The organism is Paenibacillus sp. J31R109, assembly GCF_059692055.1.
On sequence record NZ_JCAUAR010000001.1, the window covers coordinates 1012999 to 1034059 of the forward strand.

Here is a 21061-nt window from a genome sequence, read left to right on the forward strand (position 1 = left end):
AAGGCAGAAAATCCCAAGTTGTGGTGACGAATATAGTGGAATTTTACATAAAATTAGTTGCAATAGCATCCTATATTGCGTATCATAAAATTAGTTGCAATAACATCCTATTTAAGGGGAGAGTAAATTGATCGATCATTGGAGACAACCTGATAAGGGCGCGATGGAATCGCACGGCCAATACATCTCAGCCATCTATCGCCACATGCAGATATTAATCTCAGCCGAGCTGGCGCCATATCGAATCGGAAGCGGACAGTATATATTTCTGATGGCGATTGCTGGTCAGCAGCCCATTACTCAGAAGGCATTAAGCGAGAAGCTGCTTATTGACAAGACGACTACCGCCAAGGCGATTACCAAGCTGGAAGCGGAAGGATACGTGCGAAGGGAAATTGATCCAGGTGATAACCGTTATCAGCTGCTCTTTTTGACAGATTCGGGATGTGAAGTGGTACCGAAGGTTCAGGAAGCGCTGGGTCGCGTTAAGAACAAAACCCGGAAGGGCATCACCGATGAGGAGTATGACTTATTGGTAAACCTGCTTAAAACAGTTCTTCGCAATCTGAGCGAGCAGGACTGAGCAAGATGTCGTTCATGCCATTGAAATCGCGTGTTCCAAATATGATCAAATAAATTTTAGGAGGATGTAAATGATGATAGTAAATCCGTTTATCGTAGTGGAAAATTGCAAAGACGAAATCAAGTATTATCAAAGAGTGTTGGGCGGCGAGATTGCAATTCTTCGCGGGCAAGGGGAAGATGTGCTTAATGCGGACCTGCATGTAGAGGGGGTAACCCTTAAGTTTGCTGATACTAAAGCGGCAAAGCCGATAATGAAAGGCGATTACGTGAGAGTTTTCTTGAGAATGGAGACGGAGGAAGAGTTCCAAAGGATCTATCGGGAATTTGTGGCGGGAGGGATTATTAATTCGGAAGCGTACGAAGCTCCGTTTAACGGATTGTTGGCCATCGTTACCGACCGAAACGGCGTGTGCTGGGTGCTGTCCTATTATCGAACATAATGTTAAAGGGAGACGATAGTTGAATCATGACACGATGTCAGCTGACAAACGATCGGCTGCATTTTGCCATTGAAGTAACGGGCAGCAGTTAAAAAGATCGTTTGCTCATCTGGAACTTTATGGTACAATTAATATGCATTATTATGAAACTTCATTTCATTGTGTGAAACAACGGAGGGGGATTAAAATGCCTATTAACTTCCACGAAGACAAAAACAGAATGACCTATACAACAAGGGATGCTGATGAATCCTGGATTTCTCTAATTGAAGAAAATGTTGATGTTATTGGAAGCAAGATTGTTGATATCGGTTGCGGCGGAGGCATTTACACAAAATCCTTTTTAAGTATGGGAGCATTACAAGTTACGGGCGTAGACTTTTCTGTAGAAATGTTAAAAGGTGCTTCACAGAACTGTAAGGACTGCAAAAACGTGATGTTTTTGCAAGGAGACGCTTATGATACGAAGCTTCCTGAGAGTGAGTACGATATAATTTTAGAGAGAGCGTTAATTCACCATCTAGTTGACTTAAATAAATGTTTTAAGGAAGCAAATCGCATTTTGAAGAAAAAAGGCATATTTATAGTTCAAGATAGGACAGCTAAGGATTGCTTAATGCCAGGAAACGAAAACCATCTTAGAGGTTATTTTTTTGAGAAGTATCCTAAATTAGTTGATAAAGAAATTAATCGCCGACATGAATCGATTAATGTACGAAATGCACTCGAATCTAATGGATTTAGACTCCTTAGCGAAAATCAGATATGGGAAACTAGACGTAAATACAATGATGTTGACTCATTACACCGAGACCTTCTTGAAAGAACAGGTCGTTCAATTTTGCATGAGTTAACGGAAAATGAACTTAATGAACTAATATTGTATATTGAAAGTAAAATTGATGTAAAAAAACTTCCGATAGTAGAAAAAGACTCTTGGACGGTGTGGTTTGCTGTAAAAATAAGTTAAACTAAACGGAGAACTATAGCTCAATGAACATCCTTTCATAAAAATGGAAGGCTTTTTTTGTCCGCAAAGCCGGGCCGGGAATGGGATCAAGTTTTTGTCATTGAACGCCTTCACGTAACCCGCCGTCCAGCACTCGGAGAGAACCCATACTTCCTTTTAAAACAACGAATAAAATAAGGCAGAGAATTAAAGCCTGACGCCAGAGCTATTTCCGTAACAGGTAAGCTGGAATTATGCAGCAGCCTATGAGCATATTGAAGTCTGTGCTCCTGCACATATTGTTGAAACGATTGACCGAAGATGATACTGAATTTTTCGCTAAAATAGTTCGGGCTCCATGTTGTGTGTGCTGCTGCTTGTTTCAATGTAATGGGTTCACGAAAATGAAAATCGATATAGTTCAAGGCTTTGCGCAGTTTGATTCGTTCAGGGACATCGCTGGAAGAAGTCTCTATGGTAGTGTGGAGAGCAGTCGGAATCATACGCAGTAGATCAACAAGCAATCTGTCCAACGTGGCACGGATCGCTTGTTTTTTGCCGACTCTAGATTCCATGCTTTCTGCTAATAATCGGCGGCATTCCTTCTGTACGTAAACCAAATGCTCACACTCGCAGCGGATGGACAAGCGGTTTGGCTGCTTAAAGAGAAAGAGTCGCAGCTCCTCATCAAGCCATTCCTCGGTAAATTTCAAATTGATTAAACGAAGCGGGAAACCTGGGTCAGGAATAATGGTATGGAAATCAACAGGGGTTAAAAGGTAAATTGAGCCTGGGACGAGTTGGGACGACTCACCGTTCAAGATTTGCGTACCTTTTCCAGATAGAATAATCTCCATCTCAAAAAATTCATGGCCATGCAAACCGTGACACCGGCTTACCTCATACTCGGAGATGCCGAAATGAAAAGATGGCATGAGAAATTCATCGATCATATAGCGATAGGGTGCTGGCACTTTTCGCATAATTACGCTCCTCTCCTTATTTCCCATGTGTGTAGTATACAATATCAACCGTATTCGTAGGTGGGGACAAGTCAGTTTCCCTGCGAAGCTTACCAAGGTTAGAGGAAAACACGTGATTTGGAGGATTCTAGCTCAATGGAACTTACACAATTCTGGAGGAAAATACCTAGTTTATAATATACATTCCCTTGGCCATCCCCTAAAGTTGGGATATCGACCAAGATGGCAGACAAAATTACAAAGCTAGGATGTGTTGGAAGGATGGTAAGAATTTTCAAGAAAAATTTCGGAGTGACCCTGCTGGCACTACCAGGATTCCTGTTGATTTTACTATTTAATTATGTGCCGCTTTACGGATTACTGCTTCCTTTTAAAAATTATAAGTACAATTTGGGGATTTGGAATAGCCCGTGGGTTGGGTTAGACAATTTCGGTTTCTTATTTCATGGCAATGTGCTGTACAGGGTTCTGCGCAATACGCTCCTGTATAACACGGTTTTCATTATTTTGGGGACATTCCTTTCGATTGTCATTGCCCTACTGCTATTCGAGTTGAGTCGAAATTTTGTGAAGGTGTATCAAACGATTTTGTTCATTCCTTACTTTATTTCCTGGGTAGTTGCTGGATTTGCCTTTCGGGCCCTTTTTGATATGGATCATGGCGTTATCAACTCCCTCTTGGTTGCTATGGGCAAAGCGCCGATCCTCTGGTACAGCGAACCTCAGTATTGGCCGTACATTTTGGTAGCTGCAGCAGTTTGGAAGGGACTTGGGTATGGATCTGTCATCTATTACGCCGCTCTCATGGGGATTGATGCCGAGTATTATGATGCAGCGAAAATTGATGGCGCAAGTAAGTTCCGCCAAGCATTCTCGATCTCAATCCCGATGATCAAACCGATGATTACCATGTTGGTTATCCTACAAATCGGAAGTATTTGCTACAGTGATTTCGGTTTGTTCTACAATGTCACGTTGAATTCATCCTTGATTTATCAGACGACAGACGTCATTGATACTTTCGTGTATCGCTCTCTGATCGATATGGGGGATATCGGAATGGCATCGGCAGCAGGCTTCTTTCAGTCGATCGTCGGGTTTTGCCTCGTTTTAATTACCAATACGATTGTAAGAAGGATTAATCCTGAAAATTCACTTTTCTAAGGAGCATCGACTATGAATCCTCACAAAGCAATTCGGTTACGACCTACACTGACCATAGGAAAATTAGTGATTCATATCTCATTTATTTTGTTGTGTGCGGTGTGTGTGTTTCCTTTTCTTGTCATTATCGGCACCTCATTTCAAACGGAAAATGACATTATCAAATTTGGCTACTCCATGATCCCCAAAAACTTTACGTTAGATGCGTATAAGGTGATTCTGCGTGAGCCAACTGTTCTGCTGAACTCGTATCTGGTTACAATCGGTACGACGATCATCGGTTCTTTGATTGGGATGTGGGTAACCACGACCTACGCCTATGCGATTTCGCGCAAAGATTATTCCTATCGTACGTTCCTTGCCTTTTTCATCTTCTTCACGATGCTCTTTCATGGAGGGATGGTTCCTTCTTATATCCTGATGGTGAAATGGTTGGGACTGCGTAACAACATCCTGGCACTCATTTTACCTTATCTGATTAGCGGTTGGTTCGTGCTGTTGATGAAAAGTTTCTTGCAAACAATACCAGATGCCATTATTGAATCAGCTAAAATGGATGGCGCAGGCGAGCTGCGCATATTTACCCAAATTGTTTTGCAAATATCCAAACCAGCACTGGCAACATTAGGCCTGTTCTTTGCTCTCCAATACTGGAATGATTGGTGGCTGACCTTGCTTTACATGGATCAGAGCAATTTAATGAAGCTGCAATATTTACTTATTCGTGTTCTAAAAAATATGGAGTATTTGAATTCGGCTGAGGCCATTCAATATGGACTTGTGAAACCAGGTATGCAAGTACCTTCATTAACTGCTCGCATGGCGATGTGTATTTTGGCTGCAGGACCGATGCTGCTTGTTTTCCCGCTGTTTCAGAAGTATTTTGTTCAGGGATTAACGGTAGGTTCTGTCAAAGGTTAATAGTTTCAGGAGCAGGAGAAATGCGCTGCGTCTGTAAATTATATAAAGACAAGATAAGGGAGGCAATCCACGTGAAAGGTCAACAAACAAAAGCTGCAAAATGGTTAGTACCAGGAACATCCGTCTTGCTTGCATCGACGATTGTGATTAGCGGCTGCTCCACAACTGAAAAAGCAAATGAAAGCGCAAGCCCAGCTGCTAGTACGGCAGCAAGTACGGCAAGTACGAATCCGACGAAAGATTATGTGGATATTAGCTGGTTCATGCCGAAACCGATCGACAATATGAAAGATCAGGAAGCGGTTGAAGCAGCAGCGAACAAACTCATTAAGGAAAAATTGAATGCCAATGTAAAATTTAACTTAATTGATAATGCGGGCTGGGAAGATAAGATCAAGCTAAAATCCGCTGCTGGCGAGCCCTATGATCTTGTATTCACTTCAAATTCTTCCAATAACTTAAATGCGAATGTGCAAAAGGGTGCCTTTATGCCCCTCGATGACTTATTGCAGAAGTATGGTCAAAATATTTTGAAGAAAGTAGATCCTCGCGCTTGGAAAGCTGTTACTTACAAAGGGAAGATCATGGCGATACCTGCACAGACCCCTTATAGTCCGGCATCTGCTTATGTTTTTAAGAAAGATTTAGTAGAGAAATATAAATTTGATTATAAGAACGTCAAGAGTCTCAGTGACTTAGAGCCATTCCTGAAAACGATTAAAGAAAATGAGCCAACCATGATTCCAGTTATTGCAACCGCTAATGGCGCGACTTCTGGCGTAGGATTACCTGACTATACAACCGTTGTAGGTGGGATATCTTTCAGTGAGAAAGAAGGTAAATTCGTCAAGACCCTTGATATTCCGCAGAATTATGAAAATTACCGTGTTATGAATGATTTCTATAAAAAAGGCTATATTGCCAAAGATGCAGCGATCAAGACCGATTATCTAGCTGAAGCGAAATCCGGGAAATATGCCGTACTGCGCGATTCAGGCGGTTATACCGAGGATGGGTCGAAATCGACGAGCACGTATGGATTCCCAACTGTTGAAACATTCAGCTCCCAGCCGACCATTTCAACTGCTTCCATGACGGCTGCTGCGACAGCGATTAGTGCAACGTCAAAGAATCCAGAAAGAGCGATGATGTTGCTCGATTATATTTGGAGTGACAAGTACTTATTGAATACACTTGCTTATGGCGTTGAAGGGAAGAATTACACGGTTAAATCGGGTAGTGTGAAAGATCCTAACCCAACGATCGAAGCGAAAAGCGGTGCTGAACAAACATGGGCGATTTGGCACAACTGGCTTGGGCCGCTTTGGGATCAATGGGATTCCAACTGGAATTCAACGAAAGCTTTGGAAGCGATGAGAAAAACAAACGACAACGGTAAGGCATCAGGTCTGCTCGGATTCGTCTTTAATAACGAGCCGGTTAAAACGGAAATTGCACAAATCAATGCCGTCAATAAAGAGGCAAACCCGATCTTTACGACGGGATCCATGCCGGATTATCCGAAGTATGTTGAGGATACGAAGAAGAAACTGGTTGATGCAGGTATAGATAAAATAATGGCTGAGATTCAGAAGCAATATGATGCATGGAAGGCAGGTAAGTAATTAACTAACGACATGTTCTTGTGACAACAATGACGCTGCTGGACCTAGGCAGTGTCATTGTTGTCAAGAAGCCAATTAATCCACTAGGAAAGGGAGTTTAATGATGATTAAAAAGCTTTTAGGCATGATCGTAACAGCTCTAATTGTATGCGCTTTCAACGCTGTGTTTGTTCCATCGGATGCTCGTGCGGAAGGAGCAACTCCGGAAGTTGGGTATATAATCGATGAGGATTTCTCGTTCTTATCCGCCTTGACGCCAGGGAACAGTCAGCCATCCGGGTGGGATGTTCGCGCAGCCGGAGGGGCGCTGGTCAGCTTGTACAATACGAATTTCAAAATCAGTGATACGAGCACGGTGCTGCCCGTTTCTATGAATAAGAAATTCGTTTCGCAAAGCGAAGGTAGTTTGACGATGGAATTTCGAATAAAGCCTTTGTCCGTTATAGACGGCTTGAAGTGGCAACTGCTCAGCAATGACGTCGCAGGCGTGAGCTTAATTACGCAAAACAATACGTTTAGTCTGGAGACGGGCACCAGGACCGTTCTTCCCCTGCAAACCTATGAGGCAAACAAGGAATATGGCATCAAGCTCGTTATCAACCTGAATACGCATACGACAGACGTTTATATCAATGGCGTGATGAAGGCGAACGGTGCACCCTTCAAAAATGCCGTAACGAATCTAAATCAGTTTCAAGTGAAAACAGGCGATGCCTCCATGGGTGAGTTCTTCTTTGGTCCTTTGAAAATTTATAAAGGGTATGTCGTCAATGAGAGACTGATTTCGGTTGTTGATGCTGGTGCAATTCCACAGGATTGGACTGCGGTAACGTCAGGCGGCGCCATCACCGTAGGCAGCATGCTGAGTTCCCCGCAGCCGGATATCAACAGCATGAAGCTAAATGCGACTAGTAGCACCGGCAGCATGAGTCTATCGAAAACGATATCGCCGATAGGGGATAATTTTACTTACGACTTCAAGGTTCTTTACAAGCAGAAAGCGGATGGATTGGAAGCTGAGTTAAAAAGCGGCACGACGAGCGTCATCAAATTAACGACAGCGGGAGATAAATTGACTTATGTCAACGGCAGCGGGCAAACTATCTCATTGGATTATTTAGCGAATCTATGGACGCATATTCAGATCAAAGTGAACTGGGCGACGGCTCTAGCGGATATTTATATCAATGATAAGCTTCAAGAGGAAGGTATAGCGATCGCTTCAGGTGTGACAGCCATTGACAGTATCAAATTCACGACCCCCTCCTCGTATCGGGGAGAAATGTGGCTCGACGATATTCTCTTGTATAAAACGGTGCCCCTCCCGGCTGACTATGTACCAGCTCCTGTTGTGGTCAGTAAGGACGCGGGCGCTCCGAAAGTGGGCGTTCAAAGCTGCCCGATGTGGCGGGAAGGCCATCATCTGGGGTGGGATATGATTCAGCCTTACCCGGATCGGACGCCTCTTCTTGGATTCTACGACGAAGGCAACCCGGAGACGGCGGATTGGGAGTCGAAATGGCTGGCAGAGCACGGCATCGATTTCCAGATGTCCTGCTGGTTCAGACCCCTTGGCGGAGACGCCAATCGGATGCCGATTAAAGATTCTTATTTATCCCATGCTTTGGATAACGGTTATTTTAATGGCGCGTATAGCGATCAAACCCAATTCGCCATTATGTTTGAAAATCTCAATTCCAAGGTCAAGGATGCTGCAGATTTCCGAACGAATCTGATTCCGTACTGGATTGAATATTATTTTAAAGATCCGCGTTATTTGAAGATTGACGGTAAACCTGTGTTCACGATCTACAATTACGATGAGTTGTTCAATGCTTTCAAAGACAGCAATGGCAACGATCATGTGAAGGAGGAACTAGATAACTTTCGGCTTCAAGTGCATAACGCAGGGTTGGGGGATATGATCCTGCTGAACGTATACAACGGGACGGACTACGCACAGCTGGCTAGACGCAAGGCTGCTGGCTTTGATGGCGTGTATGCGTATTCCTGGGGCTCGTTTGGCGGCCATCCAGAATTTCAGAAATTGAAAATGACGCAGGAAAGGGATACTGGCGCTATCGATATTATCCCTGGTTTGAGCATGGGCAGAGATGATACGGCTTGGGGCCTGAACTTCGGTTATTATGCGACGCCGTCGGAATTCGAGTCTTTGGCGCAGTGGACGAAGGATAGCTTTATGCCATCGCTTCCTGCGGGTAGTCTTGGCAAGCAGTTGGTGATGCTGGATAACTGGAATGAGTTTGGAGAAGGTCACTTTATTATGCCTGCGGGGCTGAACGGTTTCGGGTATGTGGATGCGATTCGCAATGTGTTTGGAAGCAGTGTTCCGCATACGGACAGCGTGCCGACGCAGACTCAGAAAGAACGAATCAATACCTTGTATCCCGCAGGGAGAGTCGTTCCTAATTTGAACCAACCCCAGCCAGTGATGGCCAATGTCTACGGGAATATGTGGGAATTCAATACGCCGGGCGATGCAGAGGGTTGGACTGTTGAGAAGCAGATTGTGGGCGTGACCGTACAGGACGGCACCTTTTCTGGGGTAACGAATAATACCGATCCCGGCATACGTTCTGCTGATCACCTTGGAATCAAGGCAGAGGATATTCCTTATATCGTGATTCGAATGAAGAACAGCGCGAATGATATCGACGGCCGCTTCTTCTTTACGACAGAGGCAGATGGCACTTGGAATGAGGCTAAGGCTGTCGGCTTCTATGTAAATCCGTTGGATAGTAATTATACGGAATATGTCATTGAGGCGTGGAGAAACAAGAACTGGACGGGGACGATTCGGCAAATGCGGATCGATCCGATTTCCGCCATAGGACCCATTAGCATTGATTATATTCGAACCATGTATTCCCCGCAGCCTGGTATTCGGACTTACGTCGACGGCGTTTACAAACCGTTCAGTCAGCCGGCTCTTCTGCAGGACGGCATCGTGATGCTTCCTATGAAAGAGGCCTACCTGCAAATCGGAGCGAAGCCGGAATGGGATCCTGCGACCAATACCCTGTTGGCAGTGAAAGATAACGTTGTCTATAAAGTGAAGGTTGGCGATAGCATCGCCTACAAGGGAAGTCAGGCCATTACGTTAGAGCATGCGCCTGTCAAGCTGGCGAACGGAACGGTGACGGTGCCGCTTAGTTATCTTCATCAAGCTTTTGGCGCGATAGCTAAGTGGAATGCAGCAGAGCAAAAAGTGGATGTGTATCCAACGGCGGTCACATGGGATTTTGCGACGAGCGGCGGTTGGACGGCCAACAGCCAAATCACGAATCCAACCGTTGCCAATGGCGTCTTCAGCGGAACTTCTAACGGGATATCGGGAAGTGTCCAGCCAACGATTCTTTCACCGAACAATTTGGAATTTGCGGCTTCTGATATCAGGCGGATTCGCGTCCGAATGAACAACCTGACAAGCGGCAACGAGGCGAAGATTTATTTTACGACAACCGCGGATAGCACTTGGAATGAGGCGAAAATGCTCTCGTCTTTTATCCTCCCGAACGATGCCGTCTATCGGGAATATGTATTCGATACGTCAAGCTTCGCTGCGTGGACGGGGACTATTAAACAGATTCAAGTGGTGCCAACGACGACTTCCGGAGCTTTCAGTCTGGATTCCGTTCAATTGGAAATTACGCCGACGGTTGCTGTCAAAGGGGATAATCTGATTGATGACCCGGGATTTGAAGGAAGTCTATCGTCTCAATTCGGAATGTCGGATGCGACGTTTGCCAAAGATACGAGTCAATTTCATAGCGGTCATCAGTCGGTAAAAATCACGAAAACGACGCGTTACGGAGGCATTAAATTTCCGATAAGTGTGGAAAAAGGGAAGGCTTATAAGTACTCCGCATGGGCGAAATTAGTGAATGGTGCGACAACGAACGAACCGCTGAGGCTCGGTCTCCAATATAATCTGGACGGGGGACCTCCCAAGCAATTCATTATGTTTACAAGTCCTGGCTTGAAGGCGGGAGACTGGACGCAGGTCGAAGGCACTTACACCATTCAGGAATCAGGGGTCGTATCAAACGTTCTGATGTTCCTCTACACGGAGTACAGTAATCCGAATGGTCCGGGCAGCATTTATTATGTCGATGATGTATCGCTTAAACCGATGACGGATTCGGGAAATTCGGCTTGGATTCATCCTGCAGATATTAGCTTGAATGCGACGGCAACCACGGTAGGTCTAGGTAAAACCAAGGCATTCATTCCGCAATACACACCAGTCAATGTTAGTAACAAAGAAGTGATCTGGCGTTCGAGCAATTCAAGTGTAGCGACTGTGGATGTGAACGGCATGGTGTATGGTTCGAGCTTAGGCACCGCAACGGTAACGGCAACGACAGTAGATGGCGGAAAAGTCGCAACTGTGCTCGTAACCGTAGATGCTACGATTGCGGTTACGGGGGTGTCACTAACACCGACTTCACTTAGCTTGTCTCTCGGCTCACAGCAAACGCTTGTCCCGACGGTAACACCGGCCAATGCAACCAATAAGCTCATCAAATGGGAATCCGGAAATCCAATTGTGGCGGTCGTCGATGCCAACGGGGTGGTTACAGCCGTAGGTACGGGCAGTACCCAAATTAAAGCAACTTCGGATGATTCGGGTAAGCAAGCTATCGCCTCGGTTACGGTAACAGCACCGACGAACGTTGTGAAAGGCACGAACCTGATTGTAGATTCTGGCATGGAAGGCAGTATATTAGCGGCTCCTAACTACGCTTATCAGGCCGTACCTTCCCTGACTTCGGCGGAACAACATTCGGGCCAGCAGTCCTTACTGTTGACGAAGACCGATAAATACGGAGGCGTTAAATTTCCTGTCCCACTTGTAAAAGGCAAACCCTATTACTATTCAACCTGGGCGAAACTGGCATCTGCTCCTACTTCCACTGAGACGATCAGGATCGGCTTGCAGTATAAACTAGACGGTAATCCTGTGGTTAAACAGTATATTATGTTCGTCAGTCCATCCCTAAATGCTACAGAATGGAAACAAGTGCAAGGGAGCCTGATTATTAATGAAACGGGTGTTGTAACTGAAACAACCATGTTTTTATACACCGAAACTCAGGGTAACGGCACTCCGTTCTATGTTGATGATGTGGAGATCAGACCATTGACCGTCGATGATGTGCCTCCCGTTACTGTCAGTGATGCGCCGTCCGGCTGGCAGACAACGGCTCAGGTTGTTCACTTGACGGCGAGCGATTCGGGAAGTGGCGTCGCAGGTACGTACTACAGCTTGGATCACAGCGCTTATGTGACTGGGAATACGATCTCCATCGCTGCCGAAGGTCCGCACACACTGGATTTTTACAGCAAGGACTTGGCTGGCAATCAGGAAGCGACCCAAACCGTCACTGTCCGAATCGACAGTACGGTTCCAACAACAACGGCTGTCGTTGCCCCATCAACGCCAGATGGACCTAACGGTACTTACATCAATCCAGTTATGCTTACGCTAAATGCTTCTGATAGCTTATCCGACGTCGGTCAGGTCGTCTATAGCGTGAATAACGGAGTGACATGGACGCCTTACACTGCTGCGCTTACCTTCGATAAGCAGGGGGCGTATACGCTCCAGTACCGTGCGACCGACGTAGCGGGCAACAGCGAGACAGCCAAGAGCATAAGCTTCAATCTCGCCGCTACAGCGGTGAAGGTTCAGCTCACAGACAGCACCGGCAATCCGTTAAGCGGCGGAACTGTTAAATATTTGGATGGCACTTGGAAAGAGTTTGGCGTAACCGATGCTTCCGGCTCTATCCGTAAGTCGTTAGGGGAGAAGAGCTATCTCTTCTCCATGACGTACGAAGGGAAAACGAAGCAGCTTTCGCAAGACATTAGTACGAATGCTACTGTTGGTTTTCAGACGGAGTTGGTTCCAGTACAGCTGCAAGACAGCCAGGGTAACCCGTTAGATGGCGGCACCGTAAAGTTTCTCTCCTCCGGCAGTTGGCGGACACTGGGCACGACGGCAGGCGGAAAAGTAAACATGGAAGTATTCCCTGATACGTATACGATCGGGATGACCTATGATGGGAAATACAAGGAAATCGTTCAGAATACGGCTGCCAGCAGCAACGTTGTTTTTAGCACAGTGAAAGCGAGCGTGCAGTTGAGAGACAGCCAAGGCAATCCACTTGATGGAGCCGTTGTTGACTACTATTCAGGAGGTAGTTGGAAGCCAATGGGCACGACGGTTGGTGGTGAAATCAGCAAGGAATTGCTCGCGGATACGTATACGTTCGGATTGACGTATGCAGGAAAGCGCCTGGAGACAGTTCAAAGTACAGCTGTGAACCCTGTTGTCAGCTTCCATACGGTGAAAGCTACCCTGCAACTGAAAGACAGTACTGGTAATCCGCTGAGTGGTGGAACTGCAAAGTTCTACTCGGGGGGAAGCTGGCAGAACCTCGGACCTGCAACATCAGGAGAGGTTAGCAAAGAATTACTGCCCGCCAGTTATACCTTTAGCATAACGTATGGCGGCACGACGAAGGAAAATACCCGTGATATTGGTGTAGATCCAGTTGTTGTTTTCCAATATTGAAAAAAGGTAACTAAACAAGAAACCATCAAAAAGGAGCTTTTCAAAGTGGCCAAGATAAAAGTAGGTATTATCGGTTTAGGAGAAGTTGCGCAAATGGTTCATTTGCCGATACTGGAGTCCCTGTCGGAGCTTTATGAGATCGAGGCAATTTGTGATATTTCCCAGCAACTGTTAGCCAAGATTGGGGAGAAGTATCGCGTGAAGCATTTATATCTGAACATGTCGGATATGTTGGAACAGACTGATCTTGACGCTGTCTTTGTACTGAATAATATGGAATATCACACGGAATGTACAATTGCAGCATTGAATAAGAACATTCACGTATTTGTAGAAAAGCCCATGTGCATTACGCAAGGTGAGGCGAATGCCATTATTCAAGCGCGCGACGCATCACGCGCACATGTCATGGTAGGCTATATGCGGCGTTTTGCTCCGGCCTATCTTCAGGCGCTCGAGGAGGTTAAGACATTAGGACCGATCATTTATGCTCGTGTACGGGACATCATTGGTCCTAATCAATTTTTCACGCGTCAATCTAGCCCTATTTATCGTTTTAATGATATTCCTGCCCAAGCCGCACAGGATCGCAAAGAGCGGAATGCCAGATTAATGAAAGAGGCAATTGGCGATTTGCCAGATGAGATGTATGGCGCTTACGGTTTATTACTGGGTCTAAACAGTCATGACATTTCGGCCATGCGAGAGTTAATTGGCATGCCACTCCGCGTCAAAGCAGCATCCTCATGGTTGGGGGGACGATTCAAGAATGCGATCTTTGAATATGATGGTTTTAACATGACCTTTGAAACAGGTATGGACCAACAAGGCAGATTTGATGGACATATCGAGGTATTTGGCGAGAATAAGTCGATTCTAGTCCAATACGATACCCCGTATATTAGACAGTTGCCAACGACGCTGCATATCAGTGAGACGATTGGGGACAGCTTTGATCGCTCAACGGTCCGACCGACCTACAAGGATGCTTATGTGGTTGAGTTGGAATACTTCCATGAAGTCGTCACGAAGGGGATATCGCCTAAAACGAACCCTGAGGATTACTTGCAGGATTTAATTATTTTTGGAATGATTATGGATGCCATTCAGCAGTAATTAGGAAAAGACCGAATTCCACCCCATATTAGGTGGTTTCGGTCTTTTATTAACCATTTTTAGAAGAATCTACGTAATTCAAAGTATACATTTAGGAGCGTTTTCGCTACTTTTAAATTAAATATACTCGAAATTCAAGTGGAGATGAATACAACATGGAGACGATACAAGTTCGAAATCATTTATCACAAGTAAGCAAGAAACTGCAAACAGGACATTTGACGTTGGGGTTCATTGGTGGATCTATTACAGAAGATGGCAGCGCGTTGTCGAATTGGCCAGAGCCAGTCGCGCGTTGGTTTGTTGAATCTTTTCCCCACGCACGCATTACGGTGGAAAATTCAGCGATTGGTGCGACTGGGAGCGATTTGGCTGTATTTCGTGCAGAGCGAGATTTGATTAACCGCAAATGTGATCTGATTTTTATTGAATTTGCTGTCAATGACTACCTTACCCCTTCCGAACAGCGGATGCGTGCCAGAGAGGGATTGATCCGTAAACTGCTGGCAGACGGACGTAGTGAACTTGTGATTATCTATACCTATAGCCAGAAAATGTACGAGGACATGTCACAGGGTAAGGTTCCTGCTAGTATCGCTGAATTCGAAGAGTTAGCAGTGCATTACGGTATCAGCTCAGTTTGGGTGGGACAGCACGCCTTGCAGGAAGTGAAGAAAGGCCTTATGACTTGGGAGGAATGGCTGCCAGATGGGCTGCATCCTAGGCACAGAGGCAGTCTGAGTTATGGACAATGTGTCATCTCTTTTTTGGAAAAAGAATTATTAACGGATTCAGATCTGGATAGCGAAGTGACCTCTAGATCGCTCGCAACGCCGTTAAATCCGCATCATTGGGGGAATGTGAGTACGCTCTCCTTTGAAGAAGTCCAATTGGAAGGCCCTTGGATGATTAGACGAGCAGCGGCTCACATGCCTAGGGTTGATCAGATTTTGACCACGGCAGCAATCGGCGCGAAGCTATCCTTTTCATTTACAGGCACGGGAGTGGCGCTAGCTTTCGATTTTGGCAAAAGGTCCGCAGAATTCACGTATCAACTCGACGGGAGTCCAGCAATCACGACTTGTCGGGATCGGCCTAGCTGGTGCAATGACGGAGGATGGTTCCGCATCTACTGGCTTGCGCATGATCTGGAGGAAGGGCTGCATCATGTTGAACTGGAAGTTGTTCACGGCAATCGAGAGGAATGCACCGGGACGAATTTTCATTTGGGACTTATCGGAATCGTAAAGAAAGAGGTGCAAGAGGATGAAACTACTTTTAAATGAAGACTGGCAGCTAACGTGGGAACCACTCTATCGTCAGGCTGCCGATTATTTTCAAGTTAAAAATAAGCAACAGAATTGGCTCATGTCCGATTTGCCTTGTGATGTGCATATGCCGCTCATCGCACAAGGGATCATCGCGGAGCCGCTAATAGCAGATCAATGTTTTGCGAGTGAATGGATGGAGGACCGCTCTTGGTGGTTTAAGAAATCTTTTATGCTGACGGATGAACAGCTGCTGACCGACCAAATCATTCTTGGATTTGAATCTTTGGATGTAGAAGCCGACATCTGGTTGAATGATTGTCATCTGGGCCATCATCGCAGCGCTTTTTATCCATTTGCTTGTGATGTGAAAGATAAGGTACAGCAAGGGGTTAATCAACTTTTTGTGCGTGTTACCACAGGTTTGGAGCACTGTTCGGAGAATGATCTTGCCCTCATTCGCGAGGCGAAAGTGGTGTATGAGAACGAGCAGATCGGGCATAGAGGCGACCATCGTCGTGGCATGCTGCGCAAGCCGCAATATGTATTTGGTTGGGATTGGGGACCCAGAGTTGCGACATGCGGGATCATGGGTGAGGTGAGTATGGAATTCGGCCATGGTTTTCAAATTCGCGATATTCATGTCACAACAACAAGCTTAGATGCTGTGAGCAAAGCTGCACACGTACAGTTTCAATTAGAGCTTGTGAATCTGCACCCTTTTCAAACGTTAGAAACGGAGCTGAAGCTGGAACTTCTTTTCCAGGGGACTTCTTTACAGATCATTCAGAAAGATTGTTGTCTTCGTTCTGGGCTAAATTATGTGAAAATTCCGATGGTGGTGCCTGAAGCCAAGCTATGGTGGCCAAATGGAATGGGCGAGCAGCCACTGTACACGATTCAGGCAACGCTGCAGACGACTACGCATCTTGTGACATATCCGACTTTTTCGGTAGGTATACGCACACTGAATCTAAATATGAATAAAATCCCTGAGAGTCAGGATGAACGTACATTTACTTTTGAAATCAACGGTGTTGCACTCTTCAGTAAAGGGGGAAATTGGATACCGGCTGATTCCATCTATGCGCGGGTTACGGATGCCAAATATGAGGCATTGCTGAGTGAAGCGAAGGAAGCCAACTTCAACATGCTACGTGTGTGGGGAGGGGGTATCTATGAAAAAGATATTTTCTATAACAAATGTGATGAGTACGGCATTCTGATTTGGCATGATTTCATGTTCACCTGTGCGAAATATCCAGATCACTTGGCATGGTTTCGGAACGAAGTAGAGCGGGAGATGGATTACCAGACGCGGAGGCTACGCAATCATTGTGCGCTCGCGCTATGGTGCGGCAACAATGAGAATCATTGGGGCTTTGAGGAATGGTGGAATGAGACAGAAGCTGCTGCTTTCTATGGGGGAGCAGCCTGTTACAATGACATCGCGCCACGCATTGTCCAGCAGAATTGCCCGTCAATTCCCTATTGGAACAGCTCACCTTACGGTGGTGAGCACCCGAATGGCAAACAAGCCGGCGATACGCATCATTGGAATGATTGCATGATGCATGCCGACATGGAGAAGCGCATTACACCCAAGGAATATGACAAGGTGGAGGCTAAGTTTGTCTCGGAATACGGATACATCGGCCCCTGCCGGAATACATCCACGGAAATCTACCATCATGGTCAGCAACTGGATCGCGTGGGTAAGACTTGGCAGCTTCATACGAATATTTTCGAAAAAGAGACGGTACTTGCTGGCATTCATAAGCATTATGTGGGTACCGTACATTTGGGCATCGACGATTACTTGCTATACGCAGGCTTATGTCAAGGTGTCATGCTAGGGTATTCACTTGAGGCGATACGCTCTAAGTTGTTTTGTTCTGGCGCATTATTCTGGATGTACAATGACTGCTGGGGGGAGGTTGGCTGGTCGATCATTGATTATTACCTAACGCGTAAAATCTCATATTATTTTGTGAAAAGGGCATTAGCACCGGTGAAACTTATTTTACGTGAGCAAGATGGGATGATTCAGCTTACAGCTTTCAATGAAACTAGCTCGGTTATCCGTGAAGTCCTAGAATACGGGCTTATCTACTATGATGGAAGCGAGAAGCAATCGATGCAGGTAAAGGTTGAACTCCAGCCATTCTCACGGGAAGTCATTCTGCAATGGGCAACACCTTCCTATCTTTCAAGAGAGGCGTGTATCTTTGTCAGAACGTTAAGTGAATCCAGCGAGATACTCCCAGCTGTGATATTAAACGAAGTGGTTCGCAATCTCATTTTGCCTGACTCACAAGTAAAGGTGTCCAACATTCATGCCATCGAACCAGGACAAATCCGCTGCACGGTTTCAAGCGAAGTCTTTGCGCATGCGGTGCATTTTGGATTGGACGAAACGATGCAATTGAGTGACGAATATTTCGACTTGCTCCCAGGCGAGAAACGGGACATTACGATTCGGCATGGGGAGATTTCGCTCACAACAGATCAGATTCTACCACGATCAATCACACTACATAAGAAAGAAGGCGGCGTTTAAAATGAAGCAGAAATTTGCGGTGCAACTGTATACCTTGCGTAACGAATGTGAGCAGGATTTTCCAGGGGTGCTAAGAGAACTGAAACAGATGGGTTGGGCAGGGGTTGAACTGGCAGGTCTGCATAGTTACTCGGCAGAGGAAATTGCTGACGTGCTGCAAGAAACTGGTTTACAAACGGCGGGGATGCATGTTTCCTTTCAGCGTTTAAGCAGTGAGCTAGAGAGTGTGCTTAAGGAGGCACGACTTTTTAAAACGACTACCTTAATCTGTCCCTCTGTCCCCCATGAGCTCCGGAATGAGGAAGGCTATCAACAATTTCGGAATGGATTGAATGAGATTGCGAAGCAAATACAGCCGGATGGCTTTACTCTCAGCTTTCACAACCATGCGTTTGAGTTTGAAACTAGCATCGATGGAACGAACGCTTTGGAATACTTACTTGAGCCTTCTGCAGATAATGCTGTACTGGCGGAAGTTGATGTGTATTGGGTGCAGAAAGCCGGGCAGGATCCGGCTGCATTTATTCGTACGTACAGCCATCGGATGCCTACGATGCACTTGAAAGATATGAGCGACGATGAGAGTCGGACGTATGCGGAAATTGGCACCGGAGTGATCGATTTCGACCCTATTTTGCTATGGGGAGAGGGGAATGGCGTTGCCTGGTACGTTGTGGAGCAGGATGTGTGCCCAGGCAATCCAATGGACTGCGTCAAGCTTAGCTTAACGAACTTGCACCGAATAGCGGATAGACTTGGAGTGAACACATAGTCCCCTGAAGAAAGAGATGCCTCATGGCAAGCAGGATCTGGGGATATCTTCACGAAATAATGGAGGGATAGAAGAAAACTATTAGTCATTCATAAAGGATCTTTGACAATTCTACCGAATTGGACAAACTCCTACGTCAAAACCATCGCTATGAGATTTATCGCCTAACAACAACCTTAAAGGAGGGGCTGAACTTAAATGACAAAATTCGAAATTGAACTAAAACTAGCAGAACTAATTGATGAGCAACAGAGTACCGAAGCGGAGAGAAATAAGTTGGATGAGAGGATTCAGGAAATCGAATCCGAGAAAGTAAGACTTGAGAAAATGCTACATGGAACAATTTAAAAGGTTTTGAAATACTAACTGATACTCAATAAGAAGATTGTTGCAGCTGGAGTTGTAAAAGCCTGGAGAATTAATTTTTTAATATGTGATTAAGAGAACTTTCTTCAATATACAAAAAGGGCAGCCGATTCATCATTCGGCTGCTAGCAAAAGTCCAATTTGTAGTATCTAAATCAAATAAGAATTATCAAAACAATATAAAGTTTGCGAATACACTACATGATAAAATTCAAACCAATTATCCAGATCTTCCTCAGATTTTAATAAAAGATGCTTCTCCAGAAACAAGTTTGTCATATAATCAAGATCTGTTGCAAAATTCGCTCGTAATTGAAATTGGTGGCCCAGAGAATAGCCTTGAAGAAGAATATCGCGCGGTTGATATATTAGCTCAAGCGATTGCAGAAGTATTGTAAAACCTCATGTCGGGTGACAAGAAAATTATCTCATTAATTGCCGCGTAAATCGCGGTTTTTTTATTTTATGGGATCATACAAGAAACTATCGTTCAAACAAACTTTAGTTCCAATTGGCTGAGTTCGCTCACCTAACGGGCAGATTTGCGGAATGTTGTCAGAGCAAATAGAAGGATAAAGGAAATTGTTGCATTAATCTCGAATCCACTTCAGGAAACTTGTTGGAGGTACAAATGATAAAATTAGCGGTAATAACCGATATTCATGGAAACAGCCCCGCATTAGCGGCAGTGCTTCGTGATATTTCTTCCAGAGGTGTTGATTATATTTATTGTCTGGGGGATGTAGTCGGCATTGGCCCCGATTCTAACGAAGTCCTTGAATTGTTATTGTCACAAACTGATGTTTCTTTCGTTGTGGGAAATCATGATGTAGCAGTAATTGCCGCTTTTCATGGTGAAGAGGCTCCAAAAGGGCACGAAAATGAAAGGCACCATCACCAGTGGTTGGCCGACAGAATCAACCCTTCGTACATCGAATTGATGAGCAAATGGCCAAAACAGTTAATCGCCAATCATTTCGATAAACAATTACTTTTCAGTCATTATCACCTCAGTCAAGATGGATGGTTTATGTCTATTGACAGCAACCCTACAACACAAAGTTTGGATCAACTCTATAAAGTAACGGAGTATAAGTTGGTATGCTTCGGACATCATCATATCGTTCACCACTTTGTTTCTGGAGAACGGGTATATTTTAATCCTGGATCACTAGGATGCTACGATAAACCGCGCGCAAGATACGGCATTGTTACGTTAACGGAGAATGCGATTAACGAAGAGTTAATCGAGGTGCCCTACGACAATAAGGAGTTTTTGCAATCTTATCATCAACTGAAGGTTCCTGAAAGGGAATTCATTCTGAAGATATTCCATGGTGGGCAATTGACTTAGAAGCAATTTGTTGCACTAAAGAGCGTACTATAGCTCGGTAGGAGCTTACCTAAAGCAGTTTCTCTTTAGTATCACAAAATAAATATTATGAAGAAGTGTTTCATTGAATGATCCCCAGATATCATATTTAGAGGTTGGACCTGAGGGGAACAGACTTAGGAAGAAAGCCGAGTTAAATGTGCCGATTACATTTTATTGGGATAAATCATTCCCGTGGAATGATTTTAACGCAAAGGCTTTTAATGAAAATGGAAAGGTTCTTTATGAATATCGCTACCCTTACACAAATTATACAAGATCTGAGGATTTAAAATGGTACGCTGTTTCGGCAAAAAATACGCAAGGAGATTAACCTAA

At 45.1% G+C, this 21061-nt stretch carries 16 protein-coding genes; 15 read left to right on the top strand and 1 reads right to left on the bottom strand.

Annotated elements, in window-relative coordinates; all coding sequences use genetic code 11:
* Positions 1 to 127 precede the first annotated feature (127 nt).
* The 3 genes from AC58QT_RS04630 to AC58QT_RS04640 all read left to right on the top strand — a co-directional run bounded on the left by AC58QT_RS04630 (position 128) and on the right by AC58QT_RS04640 (position 1995).
* Positions 128 to 583: a MarR family winged helix-turn-helix transcriptional regulator gene (locus tag AC58QT_RS04630; RefSeq protein ID WP_497407893.1), complete on the top strand. Its 456-nt coding sequence runs from the start codon at positions 128 to 130 to the stop codon at positions 581 to 583.
* 70 nt (positions 584 to 653) lie between these two features.
* Positions 654 to 1025, top strand: a complete 372-nt coding sequence (locus AC58QT_RS04635) for a VOC family protein (protein WP_497407894.1) — start codon at positions 654 to 656, stop codon at positions 1023 to 1025.
* 187 nt (positions 1026 to 1212) lie between these two features.
* Positions 1213 to 1995 (top strand): class I SAM-dependent methyltransferase, encoded by a 783-nt coding sequence (locus AC58QT_RS04640; RefSeq protein WP_497407895.1) that lies wholly within the window; start codon positions 1213 to 1215, stop codon positions 1993 to 1995.
* Positions 1996 to 2105: 110 nt separating this feature from the next.
* On the opposite strand, the gene AC58QT_RS04645 is transcribed toward AC58QT_RS04640, so the two are convergent.
* Positions 2106 to 2957 (bottom strand): AraC family transcriptional regulator, encoded by an 852-nt coding sequence (locus AC58QT_RS04645; RefSeq protein ID WP_497407896.1) that lies wholly within the window; start codon positions 2955 to 2957, stop codon positions 2106 to 2108.
* Between the two features lie 261 nt (positions 2958 to 3218).
* Between AC58QT_RS04645 and AC58QT_RS04650 the strand changes: the two genes are divergently transcribed.
* The 12 genes from AC58QT_RS04650 to AC58QT_RS04705 all read left to right on the top strand — a co-directional run bounded on the left by AC58QT_RS04650 (position 3219) and on the right by AC58QT_RS04705 (position 21056).
* Positions 3219 to 4121, top strand: coding sequence for an ABC transporter permease (locus AC58QT_RS04650; RefSeq protein ID WP_497407897.1), 903 nt, complete (start codon positions 3219 to 3221; stop codon positions 4119 to 4121).
* A 12-nt stretch (positions 4122 to 4133) separates the two neighbouring features.
* Entirely contained in the window at positions 4134 to 5042 is a 909-nt protein-coding gene (locus AC58QT_RS04655) for a carbohydrate ABC transporter permease (protein WP_497407898.1), read from the top strand.
* Positions 5043 to 5113: 71 nt separating this feature from the next.
* On the top strand, positions 5114 to 6667 hold the full coding sequence (locus tag AC58QT_RS04660) for an ABC transporter substrate-binding protein (protein ID WP_497407899.1): 1554 nt from the start codon (positions 5114 to 5116) through the stop codon (positions 6665 to 6667).
* Between the two features lie 103 nt (positions 6668 to 6770).
* Positions 6771 to 13268 carry an OmpL47-type beta-barrel domain-containing protein gene (locus AC58QT_RS04665; protein ID WP_497407900.1) on the top strand — a complete coding sequence of 2166 codons (6498 nt, stop codon included), beginning with the start codon at positions 6771 to 6773 and terminating at the stop codon, positions 13266 to 13268.
* A gap of 45 nt (positions 13269 to 13313) precedes the next feature.
* Complete coding sequence (locus AC58QT_RS04670; RefSeq protein ID WP_497407901.1) at positions 13314 to 14384, top strand: Gfo/Idh/MocA family protein; 1071 nt, start codon at positions 13314 to 13316, stop codon at positions 14382 to 14384.
* Positions 14385 to 14539: 155 nt separating this feature from the next.
* Entirely contained in the window at positions 14540 to 15670 is a 1131-nt protein-coding gene (locus tag AC58QT_RS04675) for an SGNH/GDSL hydrolase family protein (RefSeq protein ID WP_497407902.1), read from the top strand.
* A complete protein-coding gene (locus AC58QT_RS04680) occupies positions 15651 to 18212 on the top strand; it encodes a glycoside hydrolase family 2 protein (protein ID WP_497407903.1) in 2562 nt (853 codons plus the stop codon). The genes AC58QT_RS04675 and AC58QT_RS04680 overlap by 20 nt, the downstream gene beginning before the upstream one ends.
* A gap of 1 nt (position 18213) precedes the next feature.
* Positions 18214 to 18984 carry a sugar phosphate isomerase/epimerase family protein gene (locus AC58QT_RS04685; protein WP_497407904.1) on the top strand — a complete coding sequence of 257 codons (771 nt, stop codon included), beginning with the start codon at positions 18214 to 18216 and terminating at the stop codon, positions 18982 to 18984.
* Positions 18985 to 19182: 198 nt separating this feature from the next.
* The gene (locus AC58QT_RS04690) at positions 19183 to 19332 is read left to right on the top strand and encodes a hypothetical protein (protein ID WP_497407905.1); all 150 of its coding nucleotides are present in this window, start codon (positions 19183 to 19185) and stop codon (positions 19330 to 19332) included.
* A gap of 140 nt (positions 19333 to 19472) precedes the next feature.
* Positions 19473 to 19748 carry a stage II sporulation protein P gene (locus AC58QT_RS04695; RefSeq protein ID WP_497408088.1) on the top strand — a complete coding sequence of 92 codons (276 nt, stop codon included), beginning with the start codon at positions 19473 to 19475 and terminating at the stop codon, positions 19746 to 19748.
* Positions 19749 to 19981: 233 nt separating this feature from the next.
* Positions 19982 to 20704: a metallophosphoesterase family protein gene (locus AC58QT_RS04700; protein WP_497407906.1), complete on the top strand. Its 723-nt coding sequence runs from the start codon at positions 19982 to 19984 to the stop codon at positions 20702 to 20704.
* Positions 20705 to 20807: 103 nt separating this feature from the next.
* Positions 20808 to 21056 (top strand): hypothetical protein, encoded by a 249-nt coding sequence (locus tag AC58QT_RS04705; RefSeq protein ID WP_497407907.1) that lies wholly within the window; start codon positions 20808 to 20810, stop codon positions 21054 to 21056.
* The last annotated feature ends 5 nt before the right edge of the window (positions 21057 to 21061 follow it).

Coding starts and splice junctions, on each gene's coding strand:
- AC58QT_RS04635 (WP_497407894.1), top strand. CDS start 654: ATGATGATAGTAAATCCGTTTATCGTAGTGGAAAATTGCAAAGACGAA.
- AC58QT_RS04640 (WP_497407895.1), top strand. CDS start 1,213: ATGCCTATTAACTTCCACGAAGACAAAAACAGAATGACCTATACAACA.
- AC58QT_RS04645 (WP_497407896.1), bottom strand. CDS start 2,957: ATGCGAAAAGTGCCAGCACCCTATCGCTATATGATCGATGAATTTCTC.
- AC58QT_RS04650 (WP_497407897.1), top strand. CDS start 3,219: ATGGTAAGAATTTTCAAGAAAAATTTCGGAGTGACCCTGCTGGCACTA.
- AC58QT_RS04655 (WP_497407898.1), top strand. CDS start 4,134: ATGAATCCTCACAAAGCAATTCGGTTACGACCTACACTGACCATAGGA.
- AC58QT_RS04665 (WP_497407900.1), top strand. CDS start 6,771: ATGATTAAAAAGCTTTTAGGCATGATCGTAACAGCTCTAATTGTATGC.
- AC58QT_RS04675 (WP_497407902.1), top strand. CDS start 14,540: ATGGAGACGATACAAGTTCGAAATCATTTATCACAAGTAAGCAAGAAA.
- AC58QT_RS04680 (WP_497407903.1), top strand. CDS start 15,651: ATGAAACTACTTTTAAATGAAGACTGGCAGCTAACGTGGGAACCACTC.
- AC58QT_RS04685 (WP_497407904.1), top strand. CDS start 18,214: ATGAAGCAGAAATTTGCGGTGCAACTGTATACCTTGCGTAACGAATGT.
- AC58QT_RS04690 (WP_497407905.1), top strand. CDS start 19,183: ATGACAAAATTCGAAATTGAACTAAAACTAGCAGAACTAATTGATGAG.
- AC58QT_RS04700 (WP_497407906.1), top strand. CDS start 19,982: ATGATAAAATTAGCGGTAATAACCGATATTCATGGAAACAGCCCCGCA.